General features: G+C 68.8%; 14 protein-coding genes. 9 read left to right on the top strand and 5 right to left on the bottom strand.

Going from position 1 to position 15,989, the window contains the following annotated elements; translation table 11 throughout:
* Nucleotides 1-19: 19 nt before the first annotated feature.
* Both ACWPOC_RS17130 and ACWPOC_RS17125 read right to left on the bottom strand, forming a co-directional pair.
* Nucleotides 20-1,078 (bottom strand): iron-siderophore ABC transporter substrate-binding protein, encoded by a 1,059-nt coding sequence (locus ACWPOC_RS17130; protein ID WP_372473355.1) that lies wholly within the window; start codon nt 1,076-1,078, stop codon nt 20-22.
* 46 nt (nt 1,079-1,124) lie between these two features.
* On the bottom strand, nt 1,125-2,132 hold the full coding sequence (locus tag ACWPOC_RS17125; RefSeq protein ID WP_120279783.1) for an iron-siderophore ABC transporter substrate-binding protein: 1,008 nt from the start codon (nt 2,130-2,132) through the stop codon (nt 1,125-1,127).
* 269 nt (nt 2,133-2,401) lie between these two features.
* On the opposite strand from ACWPOC_RS17125, the gene ctaD reads away from it, so the two are divergent.
* From ctaD to ACWPOC_RS17110, 3 genes are all read left to right on the top strand, one after another.
* Complete coding sequence (gene ctaD, locus ACWPOC_RS17120; RefSeq protein WP_072740429.1) at nt 2,402-4,162, top strand: aa3-type cytochrome oxidase subunit I; 1,761 nt, start codon at nt 2,402-2,404, stop codon at nt 4,160-4,162.
* 172 nt (nt 4,163-4,334) lie between these two features.
* Nucleotides 4,335-5,564 carry a phosphoserine phosphatase SerB gene (gene serB / locus ACWPOC_RS17115; protein WP_120279782.1) on the top strand — a complete coding sequence of 410 codons (1,230 nt, stop codon included), beginning with the start codon at nt 4,335-4,337 and terminating at the stop codon, nt 5,562-5,564.
* Complete coding sequence (locus tag ACWPOC_RS17110; RefSeq protein WP_120279781.1) at nt 5,557-6,399, top strand: peptidyl-tRNA hydrolase; 843 nt, start codon at nt 5,557-5,559, stop codon at nt 6,397-6,399. Before serB ends, ACWPOC_RS17110 begins: the two co-directional genes overlap by 8 nt.
* Here the strand turns inward: ACWPOC_RS17110 and ACWPOC_RS17105 are convergent.
* The gene (locus ACWPOC_RS17105) at nt 6,383-6,856 is read right to left on the bottom strand and encodes a GNAT family N-acetyltransferase (protein ID WP_120283501.1); all 474 of its coding nucleotides are present in this window, start codon (nt 6,854-6,856) and stop codon (nt 6,383-6,385) included. The two genes, ACWPOC_RS17110 and ACWPOC_RS17105, sit on opposite strands and share 17 nt — an antisense overlap.
* 23 nt (nt 6,857-6,879) lie before the next feature.
* Nucleotides 6,880-9,012, bottom strand: a complete 2,133-nt coding sequence (gene glgX, locus ACWPOC_RS17100) for a glycogen debranching protein GlgX (protein ID WP_455409001.1) — start codon at nt 9,010-9,012, stop codon at nt 6,880-6,882.
* Between the two features lie 73 nt (nt 9,013-9,085).
* On the opposite strand from glgX, the gene ACWPOC_RS17095 reads away from it, so the two are divergent.
* Genes ACWPOC_RS17095 through ACWPOC_RS17075 form a run of 5 tightly spaced genes read left to right on the top strand, consistent with a single transcriptional unit; the run spans nt 9,086 to nt 13,772 of the window.
* Nucleotides 9,086-9,916 carry an ABC transporter ATP-binding protein gene (locus ACWPOC_RS17095; RefSeq protein ID WP_120279779.1) on the top strand — a complete coding sequence of 277 codons (831 nt, stop codon included), beginning with the start codon at nt 9,086-9,088 and terminating at the stop codon, nt 9,914-9,916.
* A gap of 43 nt (nt 9,917-9,959) precedes the next feature.
* Nucleotides 9,960-10,793, top strand: coding sequence for an NUDIX hydrolase (locus ACWPOC_RS17090; protein ID WP_455409000.1), 834 nt, complete (start codon nt 9,960-9,962; stop codon nt 10,791-10,793).
* A 10-nt stretch (nt 10,794-10,803) separates the two neighbouring features.
* Nucleotides 10,804-11,583 carry an enoyl-CoA hydratase-related protein gene (locus ACWPOC_RS17085; protein ID WP_120279777.1) on the top strand — a complete coding sequence of 260 codons (780 nt, stop codon included), beginning with the start codon at nt 10,804-10,806 and terminating at the stop codon, nt 11,581-11,583.
* A gap of 53 nt (nt 11,584-11,636) precedes the next feature.
* A complete protein-coding gene (locus ACWPOC_RS17080) occupies nt 11,637-12,614 on the top strand; it encodes a class I SAM-dependent methyltransferase (RefSeq protein WP_120279776.1) in 978 nt (325 codons plus the stop codon).
* Complete coding sequence (locus ACWPOC_RS17075) at nt 12,615-13,772, top strand: THUMP-like domain-containing protein (RefSeq protein WP_455408999.1); 1,158 nt, start codon at nt 12,615-12,617, stop codon at nt 13,770-13,772.
* A 24-nt stretch (nt 13,773-13,796) separates the two neighbouring features.
* Here ACWPOC_RS17075 and ACWPOC_RS17070 read toward each other — a convergent pair whose 3' ends face one another.
* Nucleotides 13,797-15,113, bottom strand: a complete 1,317-nt coding sequence (locus ACWPOC_RS17070; protein WP_455408998.1) for an outer membrane protein assembly factor BamB family protein — start codon at nt 15,111-15,113, stop codon at nt 13,797-13,799.
* Nucleotides 15,114-15,206: 93 nt separating this feature from the next.
* Between ACWPOC_RS17070 and ACWPOC_RS17065 the strand changes: the two genes are divergently transcribed.
* Nucleotides 15,207-15,965, top strand: coding sequence for an acyltransferase (locus ACWPOC_RS17065; protein WP_277369892.1), 759 nt, complete (start codon nt 15,207-15,209; stop codon nt 15,963-15,965).
* Nucleotides 15,966-15,989: the final 24 nt, after the last annotated feature.

The raw sequence follows: 15,989 nt of genomic DNA, 5'->3' as shown, positions 1-15,989 counted from the left end.
CCGCCGGTCGAGCCGGCGATCAGTTCGAATATCCGTTGAGGGTGTACGTCAGGTCGGTGAGGATCGCCCGCGCGGCGACCGGTCCGGGGGTCGACCACACGTCGTCGGTCACGGAGAACAGACGGTTGTCGCGCACGGCCCCGAGGTCGAGCCACTCGTCGGTCTGCATGTAGTCCTTGCCGGCTTCGAGCCCGTCCTCACCGGCGAAGCGGACGAAGATCACATCGCCGTCCGCCGGGGCCGGGTCCTCCGTGTCGACGGCCTGCCACGGTTGTCCGTCGATCACCGCGAACCGCTGGGCCGGGGGCCGGGCAGCGCCGACGTCGCCCAGCACCTGTCCCGCGAACGACGCGGTGCCCTCCACCCTGGGGCCGTCGGCCGTGAACCGGACGATCGACGCCTGTGTCTGGGACGACACGAGCTCGCGGCCCAGATCGCGCGCAGCCGTCGCGTAGTCGTCGAGCACGCGACGTGCGGCCTCCGTGCGCCCGAGCGCCTCACCGACCCGCACGAACTGTTCCCTCCAGAAGACCGGATCGGACCCGACCAGCACGGTGGGTGCGATGCCGCTGAGGGAGGCGTAGACGTCCGGGGCGGTGGAGGAGCCGAGGATCACATCCGGCTGCGCGCGTTCGATCGCCGCGACATCCGGGTTGCCCGCGGCACCCACGGGCGGGAGTTCGCCGATCCCGTAGCCGAGATATTCCGGCCGGCCGGTGACCTCGGCGCTCGCTCCCACGACGCGCTCCCACAGGCCCAGGGCGCACACCGCGTCGAGCGCCGCGGGGTCGAGGACGACGATCCGCTGCGGGTCGGCAGGCACATCCGACCGGCCTGCGGTGTGCAGGACCGGTCGGGTGCCGGTGGTGGGCTGTCCCGGATCGAGCGGGGAGGGGAGTGCGCACGCGGTCGACGTGTCCCGGTCGATGCCCACGACCGACGCACCGGCGATGCGGGTCGTGGTGCGCACGATCTCCGATGCGTCGTCGTCGGGAGGTGTGGAGCATCCGGCCAGGGCTGTCGTCACCGCAGCGACGGCTGCGACGAGCACTGCTCGTGACCGGTGCACGGAAAACACGTCGGACCAACTCCTGTAGGACGCTGCTCGGATCGGACGGCTCAGGCTATCCGGTCGTGTGACGGTCGACGCCGAAGGTGTCCGCGAGGTCGTCGAGGATGCGGTGCGCACCCTGGATGCTCACCGGCATCATCCACACGCTGTCGTCGACCTCGACCTTCCGTCCCTGCAGGTTCTCCCACAGCGGATTGGTGACGAAGGGTTCGGCCGCCGCCTGCGCCTTGCCGTCGCCGAGGTCGTAGGTGGTGACGAAGATGACGTCCGCCTCGGCCTCGGTGATCAGTTCGGGGCTGATGGCATTCATGATGCTCGACGGATCCGACGGATCGGGACCCTGGCTCGCGGGGCGGGCGAGACCGGCGTCCTCGAGCACGATGCCGCTGAACGAGGTGGTGCGGTACAGCCTGGCCGTCGGTTCACCGGCGAAGCGCACGATCGAGATCGTCGGGTTGCCGGCCTTTTCGTTGATGTCCGCACCGATGGCCGCGGCGCGCTCCTCGTACTCGGAGATCTTCTGCTCGGCGAGGTCCTCCTTGCCGATGGCCTGCGCGACGAGACGGATGTTGTCCTTCCACGTCGGTCCGGTCGACTGGGAGAAGACGGTCGGGGCGATGGCGGACAGTTCCTCGTAGTTCTCTCCGTCGCGCACCTCCGCCGAGAGGATGAGGTCGGGTTCGAGCGCGGCCACCTGTTCGAGGCTCACATCCGCGGTCTTGCCGACGGACACGGCGTCGGTCGCGTACTGCCGCGAGTCGCCGAGATAGTCGGGGAACTCGTCGGTGCGGTAGTCGACGTACCCGACGAGAGGTGCCTCGAGGAGGAGCACGGCGTCGGAGTAGCTCGTGTCGAGCGCGACGATGCGGGTCGGCTCACTCTCGATCGTGGTGGAACCGCGGAAGTGTTCGACCGTCCGGGGGAAGCCGGCGGCCGGGTCGGACGCGGTGTCGGTGGACGCGTCGTCGGAGGTGTCGGCCGAACTGCAGCCGGCGACGAGCAGTCCGGCGGTCAGCAGTGCTGCCGCGAACCGGACGGGGCGGGAGGAGAGAACGGGCACGGGTCGTCCTTCTGTCATACGGGGGGAAGTGCACCCTAACCCGGGCTGTTCGCGTGTGGTGAGGTCACCTGTTGTCGTCCCTGCGTGTGAAGTGCAGCACAGGCTCCGATTGTGGTTGTCGGCTCCGCTCCAGGTAGCCTCGCGAGTCGAGTACGACAGTGAGTAGGACCCGGAGGGCGACCGTTTCGGGCAGGGTCTACGATTCGATGAGCGCAAGCCAGAGACCGTTCGCCTCCAGCCCGAGGTCGAGCGCGCATTCAGGAGGATTAGTGACTGCCGTAGCGCCCCAGCCAGTCCCAGAGATAGCTGCAGCAAGGCCGTACCCGCCGCGGCAGGGACCCAAGGGTTCGTTCATCTACAAGATGATCACGACCACAGATCCCAAGATGTTGGGGATCATGTACATGGTCACCTCGTTCGCCTTCTTCCTCATCGGCGGCCTGATGGCCCTGCTGATGCGCACCGAGCTCGCGGTCCCCGGCCTGCAGTTCCTGTCGAACGAGCAGTTCAACCAGCTGTTCACCATGCACGGCACGATCATGCTGCTGATGTACGCGACGCCGGTCGTGTTCGCCTTCGCGAACTACATCCTGCCGCTGCAGATCGGCGCCCCCGACGTCGCCTTCCCGCGCCTGAACGCCTTCAGCTACTGGCTGTACCTGTTCGGCGCAACGATCGTCATGCTCGGCTTCGTCACCCCCGGCGGTGCCGCGGACTTCGGTTGGACGGCGTACACGCCGCTCACCAGTGAGATCCACTCCCCGGGTGTCGGTGCCGACTTCTGGATCCTCGGCCTCGGCGTGATGGGTCTGGGCACCATCCTCGGTGGCGTCAACTTCATCACCACCGTGGTGTGCATGCGTGCACCGGGCATGACCATGTTCCGGATGCCGATCTTCACCTGGAACATCCTGATCACCAGCCTGCTGATCCTGCTCGTGTTCCCGCTGCTGACCGCCGCCTTCATGGGCCTGTTCGTCGACCGTCACCTCGGTGGCCACATCTACGACCCGGCCACCGGTGGTGTGCTCCTGTGGCAGCACCTGTTCTGGTTCTTCGGTCACCCCGAGGTGTACGTCATCGCGCTGCCGTTCTTCGGCATCGTCTCGGAGATCTTCCCGGTCTTCTCCCGCAAGCCGATCTTCGGTTACACCGGTCTGGTCTACGCCACGATGGCCATCGCGGCGCTGTCCATCGCCGTGTGGGCGCACCACATGTACGCCACCGGCGCCGTGCTGCTGCCGTACTTCTCGTTCATGACCTTCCTGATCGCCGTCCCGACCGGTGTGAAGTTCTTCAACTGGATCGGCACGATGTGGAAGGGCCAGATCACCTTCGAATCGCCGATGCTGTTCTCGGTGGGCTTCATCGTGACCTTCCTCTTCGGTGGTCTGACCGGTGTCATCCTCGCGAGCCCGCCGCTGGACTTCCACCTGCACGACTCGTACTTCGTGGTGGCGCACTTCCACTACGTGCTCTTCGGCACCATCGTGTTCGCGACCTACGCCGGCATCTACTTCTGGTTCCCCAAGATGACCGGACGCATGCTCGACGAGCAGCTCGGCCGCTGGCACTTCTGGCTGACCTTCATCGGCTTCCACACCACCTTCCTGGTGCAGCACTGGCTCGGTAACGAGGGCATGCCGCGTCGCTACGCCGACTACCTGCCGTCCGACGGCTTCACCACCCTGAACACGATCTCCACCATCGGTGCGTTCGTGCTCGGTGCCTCGACGCTGCCGTTCCTGTGGAACGTCTTCAAGAGCTACCGCTACGGCCAGGTCGTCACGGTCGACGACCCGTGGGGCTACGGCAACTCGCTCGAGTGGGCCACCAGCTGCCCGCCCCCGCGGCACAACTTCACCGAGCTGCCGCGGATCCGCTCGGAGCGTCCCGCCTTCGAGCTGCACTACCCGCACATGGTCGAGAAGATGCGAGCCGAGGCGCACGTCGGCCCCGGCAGCGACAAGCACAACGTCAACGTCCTCGAGGGTGCCGACCGTACCCCCGGCGACCATCCGCGCGCCTGAGCGCAGATCGACGATCGACCGAAGCCCCACCCGTTCCCCGGGTGGGGCTTCGGCCTTTCCGTGGGTCCGGACCCGCGAACGGGAGCGACGGTTCGACCTGCAACAATGAACGAGCGAGCCGGTACGCGCGTGCGTCCGTGTGTACCTCGACAGACAAGCGATCGGAGACGTAGTGGCGTCTGACAGCACGGTGCTGGTGACCGTGACCGGACCTGACCATCCCGGCGTGACCTCGGTGCTCTTCGCAGCGCTGACACGGCACGACGTCGACCTCCTCGATGTGGAACAGGTCGTGATCCGCGGCCGGCTCACGCTCGGTGTCCTCCTCGTCTGCCCGACCGATGTCGAAGCGATGCAGGACGAGGTCGAGTCCGCGATGGCCACCATCGGCATGCACGCCGACGTCCAGATCGGTGCCGAACGCGGCGCCCGCACCGTCTCGACCCACGCGGTCGTCGTGCTGGGCAGCCCGGTCAGTGCCAAGGCGCTGCGATCGGTGGGCCGCACCCTCGCGGCCCAGGGCGCGAACATCGATTCGATCCGCGGCATCGCCGACTACCCGCTCACCGGCCTCGAACTGATGATCACCGCGCCCGACACCAGCGTCGAGGCCGACGCCGCCCTGCGGCACGCCCTCGTCGAACTCGCCGCGGGCCTCGACGTCGACATCGCGGTGGAGCGCGGCGGTCTCGCCCGTCGTTCCAAGCGCCTGATCGTCTTCGACGTCGACTCCACGCTCATCCAGGGCGAGGTCATCGAGATGCTCGCCGCGCACGCCGGTGTCGAGGACAAGGTCCGCGAGGTCACCGAGGCTGCGATGCGCGGTGAGATCGACTTCGCGCAGTCCCTCGAACAGCGCGTCGCGACCCTCGCGGGTCTGCCGGCCAGCGTCATCGACGAAGTTGCCGAGCAGCTCGAACTCACTCCCGGTGCCCGCACCACGATCCGGACGCTGCGCCGGCTCGGCTTCCGCTGCGGCGTCGTCTCGGGCGGCTTCCGTCAGGTCATCGACCCGCTCGCACACGAACTCGAGCTCGACTTCGTCCGCGCCAACACGCTCGAGATCGTCGACGGCACGCTCACCGGACGAGTGGTCGGCGACATCGTCGACCGCGCCGCCAAGGCACGCGCCCTCCGCGAGTTCGCCGACGAGGCGGGCGTTCCGGTCGAGCAGACCGTCGCGGTCGGCGACGGTGCCAACGACATCGACATGCTGTCGGCCGCGGGCCTCGGCGTGGCATTCAACGCCAAGCCGGCCCTGCGCGAGGTCGCCGACACCGCCCTGTCGTATCCCTACCTCGATGCGGTGCTCTTCGTCCTCGGTGTCACCCGCGAGGAGATCGAGGCGGCCGACCGCGTCGACGGAACCCTGCGGCGCGTCCCGATCGACGGCAGTGTCTGAGCTGCACTCCGACTTCGCGGACGCGGCACCCGAGCCGGTCTTCGGGGCCGCATCCGATCGGGTCTTCGACCCGGCATCGGATCCTGGTTTCGCCGAGCGCCACGGCGTACTCACCCGCGGCTACGGGCACCGACCCGACCCCGACGATCCGGCGAAGGTGCAGGCGATGCCGATCGTGCTGCACATCCCCAAGGTCGATCCGCCTGCCCGCAGCGCGGTGCTCGAGGCAGCCGCGACGGCCACGGTGGCACTGTGTTTCGACCCGAGGGTCGGTCCCGGCCCGGACGGTGAACCCGGTCCGTGGCAGGAGCCCTTCCTCGCGTGGAACGACGCGCGGATCCGGAAGGTCGCCCGCCGCGCCCGTGGAGCGCACTGGCGTGCGGCGCAGGACGTCGACGGTGTCACCGTCGACCACGCCGGTGCCCAGGCCCGGGCGTTCGTGCCCGGCCCGGTGGGGGAGCTGGACCCGCGTATCTCCCGCCTGCAGATCGGTGGCACCGACCTGCCCCACGACGATCCGCTCCCACCGGCGGACGGCGTTCCGATCCTCTGGGTGCAGAAGGACCTCGAGATGACCGTCGGCAAGGCGGCCGCGCAGGTCGGCCACGCCGCGATGTTGTTCGCCGGAGCACTGGACGTCGACACCGCACGCGCCTGGGCGACCGACGGATTCCCGTGTGCCGTCCGCGATGCGGACGAGGACACCTGGCGCGAGCTGCTCGCCCGCGTGGAGGCGGGCACGGCTGTCGCGGTCCGCGATGCGGGCTTCACCGAGGTGGCGCCGGGTTCGATCACCGTGATCGCAGTGCCGGGTACGGTCAACGCACGAGCCTGACCTCGACCAGCGTCGTGCCGGGAAGGACCATCTCGGCCCCGTCGGGCCGGAAGCCGTTGCGCCGGTAGAAGGTGTGGGCGCGAGGGTTGTCCTCGGCCACCCACAGCTGCGCCGGTTCCGCGCCCACGACCGCGTCGAACAGTGCCTGTCCCGCACCGCATCCGTGGTGCTCGGGCAGCACGTACAGGGTGTGGAGCTGGAGCGCGCGAACGGGAGCATCGTCGCCGATGGGGTCGCCCGCCGACGCGAACCCGACGATCCCGCCTTCGATTTCCGCGACGCGCACGCGCAGGGTCTGCGGACGGCGTCGGAGGATCGACCGCCACAACGCCGCGTTCTGTTCGAACGCGTGGTGGTCGTAGAACGACGCGGGAAGCAGGTGGCCGTAGGTGGCGCGCCACGTGACGTTCCGGACGCGCGCGATCGCCTCGGCCTCGTCGGGAGCGGGAACACGCACGCGGAATCCGGCCGCGCCGTGAATCATTCGCGCTCGAAGGGTTCGTCGTCCGCGATCCGGAAGATCAACACCGTCGGACCGTCGACCGGGTACGAACTGCCCACCCGCATCGGGGAGGTGTCCGCGGGTCTGCCGTCGGGGGCACTCGAATCGAAGACACACACGATGTCGCCGCGATACCACTCGGGTCCGGCGAGGGTCACTGCGGCGGCGTCGCCCGAATGCAGAACGAACAGGCCACTGCTGTCCTCGAGAGTGACGCCGGTGCGGGTCACGGTGCCGAGTTGCGAGCCGTCGACCCAGCCCTGCAGCGTGCGGCGACTGTCGTCGTGCCACGCATTCTCGTCGAGTTCGATCCCCTCGATGCCGAACCACACCAGATCGGGATAGCCCACGGACCGGGCGCGGCCCTCGAAGAAGCGTCGCTGCCGCAGCACCGGGACGCGCTTGCGCAGGCGGAGCAGTTCGCGAACGTAATCCGTTCGCGCACGGTCGGAGTCCGCCCAGTCCAGCGGCCAGGCGTCGCGGACGGGGACGTCCTCGGGGACGCAGTAGGCGTTGTTGTTGCCGTTCTGCGTGTGCCCGAACTCGTCGCCGGCGAGCAACATCGGTGTGCCCGTCGACAACAGCAGCGTCGCGAGCATCGCTCGAATGTGCCGGTCGCGGGCGGCGAGGATCTCCGGATCGTCGGTCGGCCCTTCGACTCCGTGGTTCACCGACTCGTTGTTGTTCGACCCGTCCCTGCCCTCCTCACCGTTCTCGTCGTTGTGCTTGCGCTCGTACGAGACCGCGTCGGCGAGGGTGAAACCGTCGTGGGCGGTGACGAAGTTGACCGACATCCACGGCTGCCGGATGTTCCGGTCGTAGAGGTCCTCCGAACCGGTGAGCCGCGATGCCATCTCGCGGATCCCGGAGCGTCCCGCCCAGTAGCGGCGCACGGTGTCGCGGTAGCGGTCGTTCCATTCGGCCCATTGCGCCCCGAAGTTCCCGAGCTGGTAACCGTGCGCGGTCGCGTCCCACGGTTCGGCGACGAGCTTGACGTCGCAGAGGACGGGATCGGTGACGATCGCGGTGAGCAGCGCCGCCCGCGGATCGAACGCCCCACCGCGCGGACGGGCCAGCGCACTGGCGAGATCGAAGCGGAAACCGTCCACCCCCATCACGTCCGCCCAGTACCGCAGGCTGTCGCACACTATCCGCACGACGATCGGTGAGGACGCGTCGAGGGTGTTGCCGCACCCGGTCAGGTCGACATCCCGCCCGTGCGGGTCGAGCAGGTAGTAGCCGGGTGCGTCGAGACCGCGCCAGGACAGACTCGGACCGTCGACCGATGCTTCGCACGTGTGGTTGTAGACGACGTCGAGCAGCACCTCGAGCCCGGCGCTGTGGAAGGCGTCGACCATCGTCCGGAACTCGGCGATCTCGTTGCCCGCAGTGACGGCGTAGGCGGGGTGCGGCGCGAAGTACGAGGCGGTCGAGTAGCCCCAGTGGTTGCGCATCCCCCGCGCACGCACCGACGGCTCGGTCACGAAGGCCTGCACGGGCAGCAGTTCGACGGTCGTCACCCCCAGCCCCACCAGATGGTCGATCACCGACCGGTGGGCGAGCCCGAGATAGGTGCCGCGCAGCTCCGGCGGCACGAGCGGATGACGAGCCGTGTACGAACCGACGTGCAGTTCGTAGACGACGGTGTTCTCCCACGGCACGCGGGGTTTGTCGTGCATGGGTGTCAGGACGGGGGTCACCACCGACAGAGGTGTGTGGCCGAGCGAGTCGGTGCTCGACATCGCACCGAACGGGTCGCCCTGGTGGGGGATCAGCCGGTCCGGATCACCGACGTCGCCGACGATCCGGCGGGACCACGGGTCGAGCAGGATCTTGTGCGGGTTGGTGCGCAGCCCCCACTGCGGTTGCCACGGCCCGTAGGCGCGGTAGCCGTACCGTTGTCCGGCGCCGACGCCGGGGACCACCCCGTGCCAGACCCCGTAGGTGCGGTCGGGCAGGTCCACGCGGTGTTCGCTCCCGTCGTCGTCGACGAGGCAGACCTGGACGCGGTCGCTGTGCGGGGCGTGGACGGCGAAGCGTGTCCCACCGTCGACCGGGGTGGGGCCGAGTGGGAAGGCGGCCCGGTCGGGGAGCGCGACCGAGCCGGACACGACAGCAGATTCGGATGCGGAGGACGACACGGGAACCGATCCTGCCGCGTTTCGGGCTCGGGCGTAAGAGAAGATGGTCCGCGTGGCACAACCTGATCCCGATTTGCTCATCGAATTCGACGACGTAGTGGTCCGACGCGGCGGAAACGTCCTCGTCGGTCCCGTGACCTGGAAGGTGGAACTCGACGAACGTTGGGTGGTTCTCGGACCCAACGGGGCAGGAAAGACCTCGCTGCTGCGGATCGCGGCGGCCGAGACGTTCCCCACTTCCGGCACCGCGCACGTCCTCGCGGAGACGTTCGGAAGGACGGATCTGTCCGAACTGCGACCCCGGATCGGATTGTCCTCCGCGGCCCTGGCCAACCGGGTGCCGAACGACGAGAAGGTCACCGATCTCGTGCTCTCCGCGGGCTACGGCGTTCTGGGCCGGTGGCGCGAGCAGTACGACGACATCGACACGAGCCGCGCGGTGGAAATGCTCGAGAGTCTCGGCGCGGAACATCTCGCCGACCGCCTGTACGGGACGTTGTCGGAAGGCGAACGCAAGCGTGCGCTCATCGCCCGGGCGCTCATGACCGATCCCGAACTGCTCCTGCTCGACGAGCCCGCGGCCGGTCTGGACCTCGGCGGTCGCGAGGAACTCGTGGCCCGGCTCGGCACGCTCGCGGCCGACCCGGATGCCCCCGCGATCGTGCTCGTCACCCATCACGTGGAGGAGATCCCGCCGGGCTTCACGCACGCCCTGCTCCTGAAGGAGGGTGGTGTGGTCGCCCAGGGCCTGCTCGACGATGTGATCACCGCCGAGAACCTCAGCGCGGCGTTCAGCCAGTCCATCTCGCTCGACAAGGTCGACGACCGGTTCTTCGCCCGCCGCACCCGCCAGGCAGGTCGGCACCGCAGGTAACTCCGGGTCGGTGGTGCCGGGACCGATCGGTTAGGTTGAGGCCATGTCCAACGATCGCTCGGCATCCACCTTCGATCCCACCGCGGTGCCCATCCGCGACGCGTCCACCGTGATGCTCGTGCGGGACTCCGCGCGCGGCGTCGAGGTGTTCCTGCAGCGTCGTGTCGTCGGCATGGACTTCGCCGGCGGCATGACCGTCTTCCCCGGCGGCGGTGTCGACCCCTCCGACACCGACGCCGAGGTGCGGTGGACCGGCCCGGACGTGACCTGGTGGGCCGAGCGGTTCGGTATCGGCGAGGCGCAGGCACGCGCGCTGGTGCTCGCGGCCGTGCGCGAGACCTTCGAGGAGTGCGGCGTGCTGCTCGCCGGCCCCACCGCGGATTCGGTCGTGGCCGACACCGGTGACTATGCCGAGGCGCGTCGTCTGCTCGAAGCGCGCGAGCTGTCCTTCGGCGACTTCCTGGAGAAGGAACAGTTGGTGCTGCGCGCCGACCTGCTGCGTCCCCAGGCGAACTGGATCACCCCGCTGGGGGAGCGGCGCCGCTACGACACGCGCTTCTTCGTCGCTGCGGTACCGGAAGGACAGCGGGCCGACGGCAACACCAGCGAGACCGATCTGGTGCAGTGGCAGACCGCGGAGGAGGCCCTCGCCGACTGGCGGTCGGGCCGGTGCATCCTGCTCCCGCCCACGTGGAGTCAGTTGTCGATCCTGTCCGGCTTCGCCACGGTCGCCGACCTCATGGCGGCGGACCCGGTCATCGAGCCGATCCTGCCGATCATGAGCCGCCGAGACGGTGCGGTCCACATCGCGTTCGACGGCGACGAGGGCTACTACGAGGTCGGTACTCATCCATGGGCCCAGCGCTCCGACATCTAGGCTGAGGACCATGGCTGAATTCGTGACCCTCGACGTCTCCGACGGCATCGGCACCATCCGTCTCGACCGCCCCCCGATGAACGCATTGAACCGGCAGCTCCAAGAGGAGATCCGGGCCGCTGCGCGCGAGGCGACCGTCCGATCCGACGTGAAGTCGGTGATCGTCTACGGCGGCGAGAAGGTGTTCGCGGCCGGCGCCGACATCAAGGAGATGGCCGACCTGAGCTACGTGCAGATGAGCGAGATCGTCGACGACCTGCAGTCGGCCCTCGGGTCGATCGCCGACATCCCCAAGCCCACCGTCGCCGCGATCACCGGTTACGCCCTCGGCGGTGGCCTCGAACTCGCCCTCGGCGCCGACCGGCGCATCGTCGGCGACAACGTCAAGCTCGGCACGCCCGAGATCCTGCTGGGCATCATCCCCGGTGGCGGTGGCACCCAGCGACTGGCTCGGCTCGTCGGCCCGGCGAAGGCGAAGGATCTCGTCTTCACCGGTCGTTTCGTCGGCGCCGACGAAGCGCTGTCGATCGGTCTGGTCGACGAGGTCGTCGCCCCCGACGACGTCTACGAGGCTGCGCGTCGCTGGGCCGGGCAGTTCACCGGTGCCGCCTCGCGCGCGCTCGCCGCTGCGAAGGCCGCGATCGACCAGGGCCTCGACACCGATCTGGATACGGGTCTGAAGATCGAACAGCACGTCTTCGCCGCGCTGTTCGCCACGAAGGACCGCACCATCGGCCTCGAATCGTTCATCGAGAACGGGCCGGGCAAGGCGAAGTTCGTCGGTGAGTGATGCCGACCGGCACCTGCACTTGTCCACAGCTTACCGATGAGTAGGATCACCGCATGACTGCCAGCAGGACCGACGGGGTCGACCCCGCGCCGAATCCGCACGCCACTGCCGAAGAGGTCGCAGCCGCGCTCGAGGACACCAAGCTCGCCCAGGTGCTCTACCACGACTGGGAAGCCGAGACGTACGACGAGAAGTGGTCCATCTCGTACGACGAGCGGTGCATCGACTACGCCAAGGGCCGGTTCGTCGCCGCGGCCGGCGATCAGCCGCTGCCCTACGAGCGCGCACTCGAACTCGGCTGCGGCACGGGTTTCTTCCTCCTCAACCTCATGCAGGGCGGGGTCGCGAAGACCGGTTCGGTGACCGACCTGTCGCCCGGCATGGTGAAGGTCGCGCTGCGCAACGCCGAGAACCTCGGGCTCGACGTCGACGGCCGCGTCGCCGACGCCGAGACCATTCCGTACGACGACGACACCTTCGACCTCGTGGTCGGACATGCCGTGCTGCACCACATCCCGGACGTCGAGCAGTCGCTGCGCGAGGTGCTGCGCGTGCTCAAGCCCGGCGGCCGGTTCGTCTTCGCCGGTGAGCCCAGCACGATCGGCAACTTCTACGCCCGCATGCTCGGCCGGGTCACGTGGGAGGCCACCACCAACATCACCAAGCTGCCCTTCCTGCGCGACTGGCGTCGTCCGCAGACCGAGCTCGACGAGTCCTCCCGGGCGGCCGCCCTCGAGGCCGTCGTCGATCTGCACACCTTCGATCCTTCCGATCTCGAGAAGCTGGCCTCCTCGGCCGGAGCCGTCGAGGTCGAGGCATCGAGCGAGGAGTTCGCCGCGGCCCTGCTCGGCTGGCCGGTGCGCACCTTCGAGGCCGCCGTCCCGCAGGAGAAGTTGGGCTGGAACTGGGCGAAGTTCGCCTTCGGTGGCTGGAAGACGCTGAGCTGGGTCGACGAGAACATCCTCAAGCACGTCGTGCCCCGCAGCTTCTTCTACAACGTCATGATCACCGGTGTGAAGCCCGGCAAGTAGTTGGGCTACGACTTCACCCTCGCCGACGTCGAGTACCTGACGTCGGACGGCGGCCGCGACGCTCTCGCGAGCGTCGCCGACCGGGAACTGTCGACGCGTACGCGTCTTGCCGACATCGGCTGGGCGCGTACGCGTTTCGGTGATCGTGCCGGAATGCTCGTCGAAACCGTCATTCTGCGGCGCAAGGCGCAGGCGAAGATCGCCGCCGGCGCAGGGTGGGTGCTCACCGACGACGCTCTGCAGCAGTCGACGCCCACGCGCGTCGCCGCCCACCGCGCTCGACGGTTGCGCGGCCGCACAGTGCACGACGTGACGTGTTCGATCGGCGCCGAACTCACCGAACTCGTCGGGGTCGCCGAGACCGTGATCGGCAGCGATCTCGACGACGTGCGTCTGGCGATGGCCGCGCACAACGTCCCCGGGGCGTACCTCCTGCGTGCCGACGCCCTGCGTCCGGTCACGCGGGGCACCACGGTCATCGCCGATCCCGCACGCCGTTCGGGCGGGCGACGAACTCACGATCCGGCGGCGTTGCAGCCACCGCTGCCCGACCTCCTCGACGCCTACGCGGGCCGCGATCTCGCCGTGAAGTGCGCACCGGGACTGGATTTCGATTCGCTCGACTGGGCCGGTGAGGTCGAGGTCGTCTCGCTCGACGGCGGAGTCCGCGAAGCGTGCCTGTACTCGCCGGGACTGAGCACTCCCGGTGTGCGCCGACGGGCTGCGGTACTGCGTTCGGACGGAACCGGTTTCGAGATCACCGACGCCGCGGACGACGACATCCCGGAACGGGAGCCGGGGGAGTGGATCGTCGACCCGGACGGTGCGATCGTGCGTGCCGGTCTCGTCCGCCACTACGCCGCAGCCCACGGACTGTGGCAACTCGACCCGCGGATCGCCTATCTCACCGGCGACAGCCTGCCCGACGGAGTACGGGGTTTCCGGATCGTCGAGCGTCTCAAGTACAGCGAGAAGACGCTCCGTCAGGCACTCGTCCGCCACGATTGCGGCGCGGTCGAGATCCTCGTGCGGGGCGTCGACGTCGACCCGGCGGTGTTGCGTCCGCGCCTGAAGCTGCGCGGGTCGGCATCGCTCAGCGTGGTGCTCACCCGCATCGGCCGGACGCCGGAAGCCTTCGTCTGCACGCCGTCGCGCTGACCGCCCTCACCCGGGCGGCTGTCCTCACACGGACTGCGGTTCGCGCAGCACCACTACGTCGCCGTCGAGGGTCGTGATCACGAACTCTCCGCCCGGGCCGACGCCGGTGCCGACCGGCAATCCGGTGGAGGGATCGAGCGGTTCCTCCTCGAGCGTCGCGCCGTCCGCGAGATCGAGCACCGCCGCTGCGAGACCCCGATCGCCGTCGACGACCACATAGGCCCGGCCGTCGGCGGTCACCGCCGGCGCACCGTACGGAGTCACGTCCGTCCGCTCCCACTCGACCTCGACGCTGTCGCCGGCGTCGCGCAGCGCGGTCAGCGGGGCGCTGCCGTCGGCCGACGCAAGGAGCAGCAGTCCGTCCTCGGTGACGGCGGGACCGAGCGCCGTGGGACGGCCGGTCTCGTGGGTCCATCGCGCTTCGCCCGTCTCGGCGTCGAGCGCCCACAGGGCACCTTCACCGTCGTGGACGTAGACGGTCGAACCGTCCGCAGACAGAACCGGACTCGTCACCGCACCTCCGGGGAGGTCGGGTACCGACCACTCCTCGGACACCACGGCGTCGTCACCGGCCGTGTAGCGCAGCGCCACGAGCGCGGACCTGTCCGCACCCGGACGCCACACGGTGACGAAGACGCGGTCGGTGGCGGTGTCGACGGCCGGGGTGGTGGCGACCGGGCAGTCCTCCGAGCCACCGAAGCAGGCAGGGAGGCCGTGATCGCTCGCGAGTCGAGGCAGGTTCTGCCCGTCCTCGACGGTCGGCACCGGCACGAGATCGAACAGCGGTGCCTCGAGGTGTCCCGTCTGCGGGTCGACGACGTTGACCTGACCGAAATGCGTGACCACCAACAGACTTCCGTCGGAGGTGAACTGTGCGCTGCGGGGGCTGCCGCTCACGGGAATGCGCCAGCGACGCTGGCCGTGCTCGTTGAACGACAGCAGTCCGCCGTCCTCACCGACGTAGATGTTCGCGACCCCGTCGGAGACGGGCGTGATCGTCGTGACGGCCGGGGCGAGCCGCGTGCACCAGCGCTTGCGGCCCGTGTCCATCTGGAAGGAGAACAGATTGCATCCGGCCTCCGTCGCGGCCGCCACCGAGACCTGGCCGTTGGCCGCGATGCCGGCGGGGGAGCCGACCGGGCCGCCCAGCGGACGCGTCCAGCCGGGCGCGAGGTCGTCGACACTTTCGGCGGTCGCGGTGTTGCTGTTGCGGGCATCGGAGTGCCGTCCCGGCCAGCCACCGCTCGACAACACGTCGTCGGTGCCGGCCCCACCGCCGCACGCGCTCAGCGCGAAGACCACCGTCAGCGCCGGGACCGCGGTCCGCAGGACACCCCGCATCACTCAACTCCTCCACAGGCGAACGATTCGACGTGTCAGCGTATCGGGCCGGGGGTCGTGAGCCGCGAACGAGGCGGACCGTAGGCTGCCCCTATGACGAGCATGTGGGGTGCACCTCTGACGGCGAGGTGGCGCGGGTCCCGTCGCAGGGATCCCGAACAGGCACGATTCCTGACGCTGTCCTCTCTGAAGTGGGTGCTGGACAACAAGGCGTACACGCCCTGGTACCTGGTCCGGTACTACCGCCTGGCGAAGTTCCGGCTGGCCAATCCGCACGTGGTGCTGCGCGGCATGGTCTTCCTGGGCAGAAACGTCGAGATCCACGCGACGCCCGAACTGTCGCGCCTCGAGATCGGCCGCTGGGTCCACATCGGCGACGGCAACGCCATCCGCTGCCACGAGGGTTCGCTCCGGATCGGCGACAAGGTCGTCTTCGGCAAGGACAACGTCGTCAACACCTATCTCGACATCGAGATCGGCGCGTCGACGCTGGTTGCCGACTGGTGCTACATCTGCGATTTCGACCACCGCACCGAGGACGTCACCTACCCGATCAAGGACCAGGGCATCGTGAAGAGCCCCGTCCGGATCGGTCCGGACACCTGGATCGCCGCGAAGGTCACCGTGCTCCGCGGCACCCGGGTCGGCCGCGGTTCGGTGCTCGGAGCGCACGCCGTCGTCAAGGGCGACATCCCCGATTTCAGTATCGCGGTGGGTTCGCCCGCCAAGGTCGTGAAGAACCGTAAGGTGGCGTGGGAGAGCGCCGCTGCCGAGCGTGCCGCCCGGGAGGCGGCGCTCGCCGATATCGCACGGAAGAAGTCGGGAGACACGCCCGCGGACGTGCACCAGTAGCGACGCGGGCCGGACACTGTCGGG

The sequence above is a fragment of the Rhodococcus sp. 5G237 genome, assembly GCF_053764735.1.
Note: the sequence above shows the minus strand (reverse complement) of the source record. Positions and strands in the feature narration are given on the sequence as shown.

Bases quoted from the DNA above. Each gene is read 5' to 3' on its own strand.
- ACWPOC_RS17095 (WP_120279779.1), top strand. From the start codon at position 9,086: ATGGTCCGCGTGGCACAACCTGATCCCGATTTGCTCATCGAATTCGAC.
- ACWPOC_RS17090 (WP_455409000.1), top strand. From the start codon at position 9,960: ATGTCCAACGATCGCTCGGCATCCACCTTCGATCCCACCGCGGTGCCC.
- ACWPOC_RS17085 (WP_120279777.1), top strand. From the start codon at position 10,804: ATGGCTGAATTCGTGACCCTCGACGTCTCCGACGGCATCGGCACCATC.
- ACWPOC_RS17080 (WP_120279776.1), top strand. From the start codon at position 11,637: ATGACTGCCAGCAGGACCGACGGGGTCGACCCCGCGCCGAATCCGCAC.
- ACWPOC_RS17070 (WP_455408998.1), bottom strand. From the start codon at position 15,113: ATGCGGGGTGTCCTGCGGACCGCGGTCCCGGCGCTGACGGTGGTCTTC.
- ACWPOC_RS17065 (WP_277369892.1), top strand. From the start codon at position 15,207: ATGACGAGCATGTGGGGTGCACCTCTGACGGCGAGGTGGCGCGGGTCC.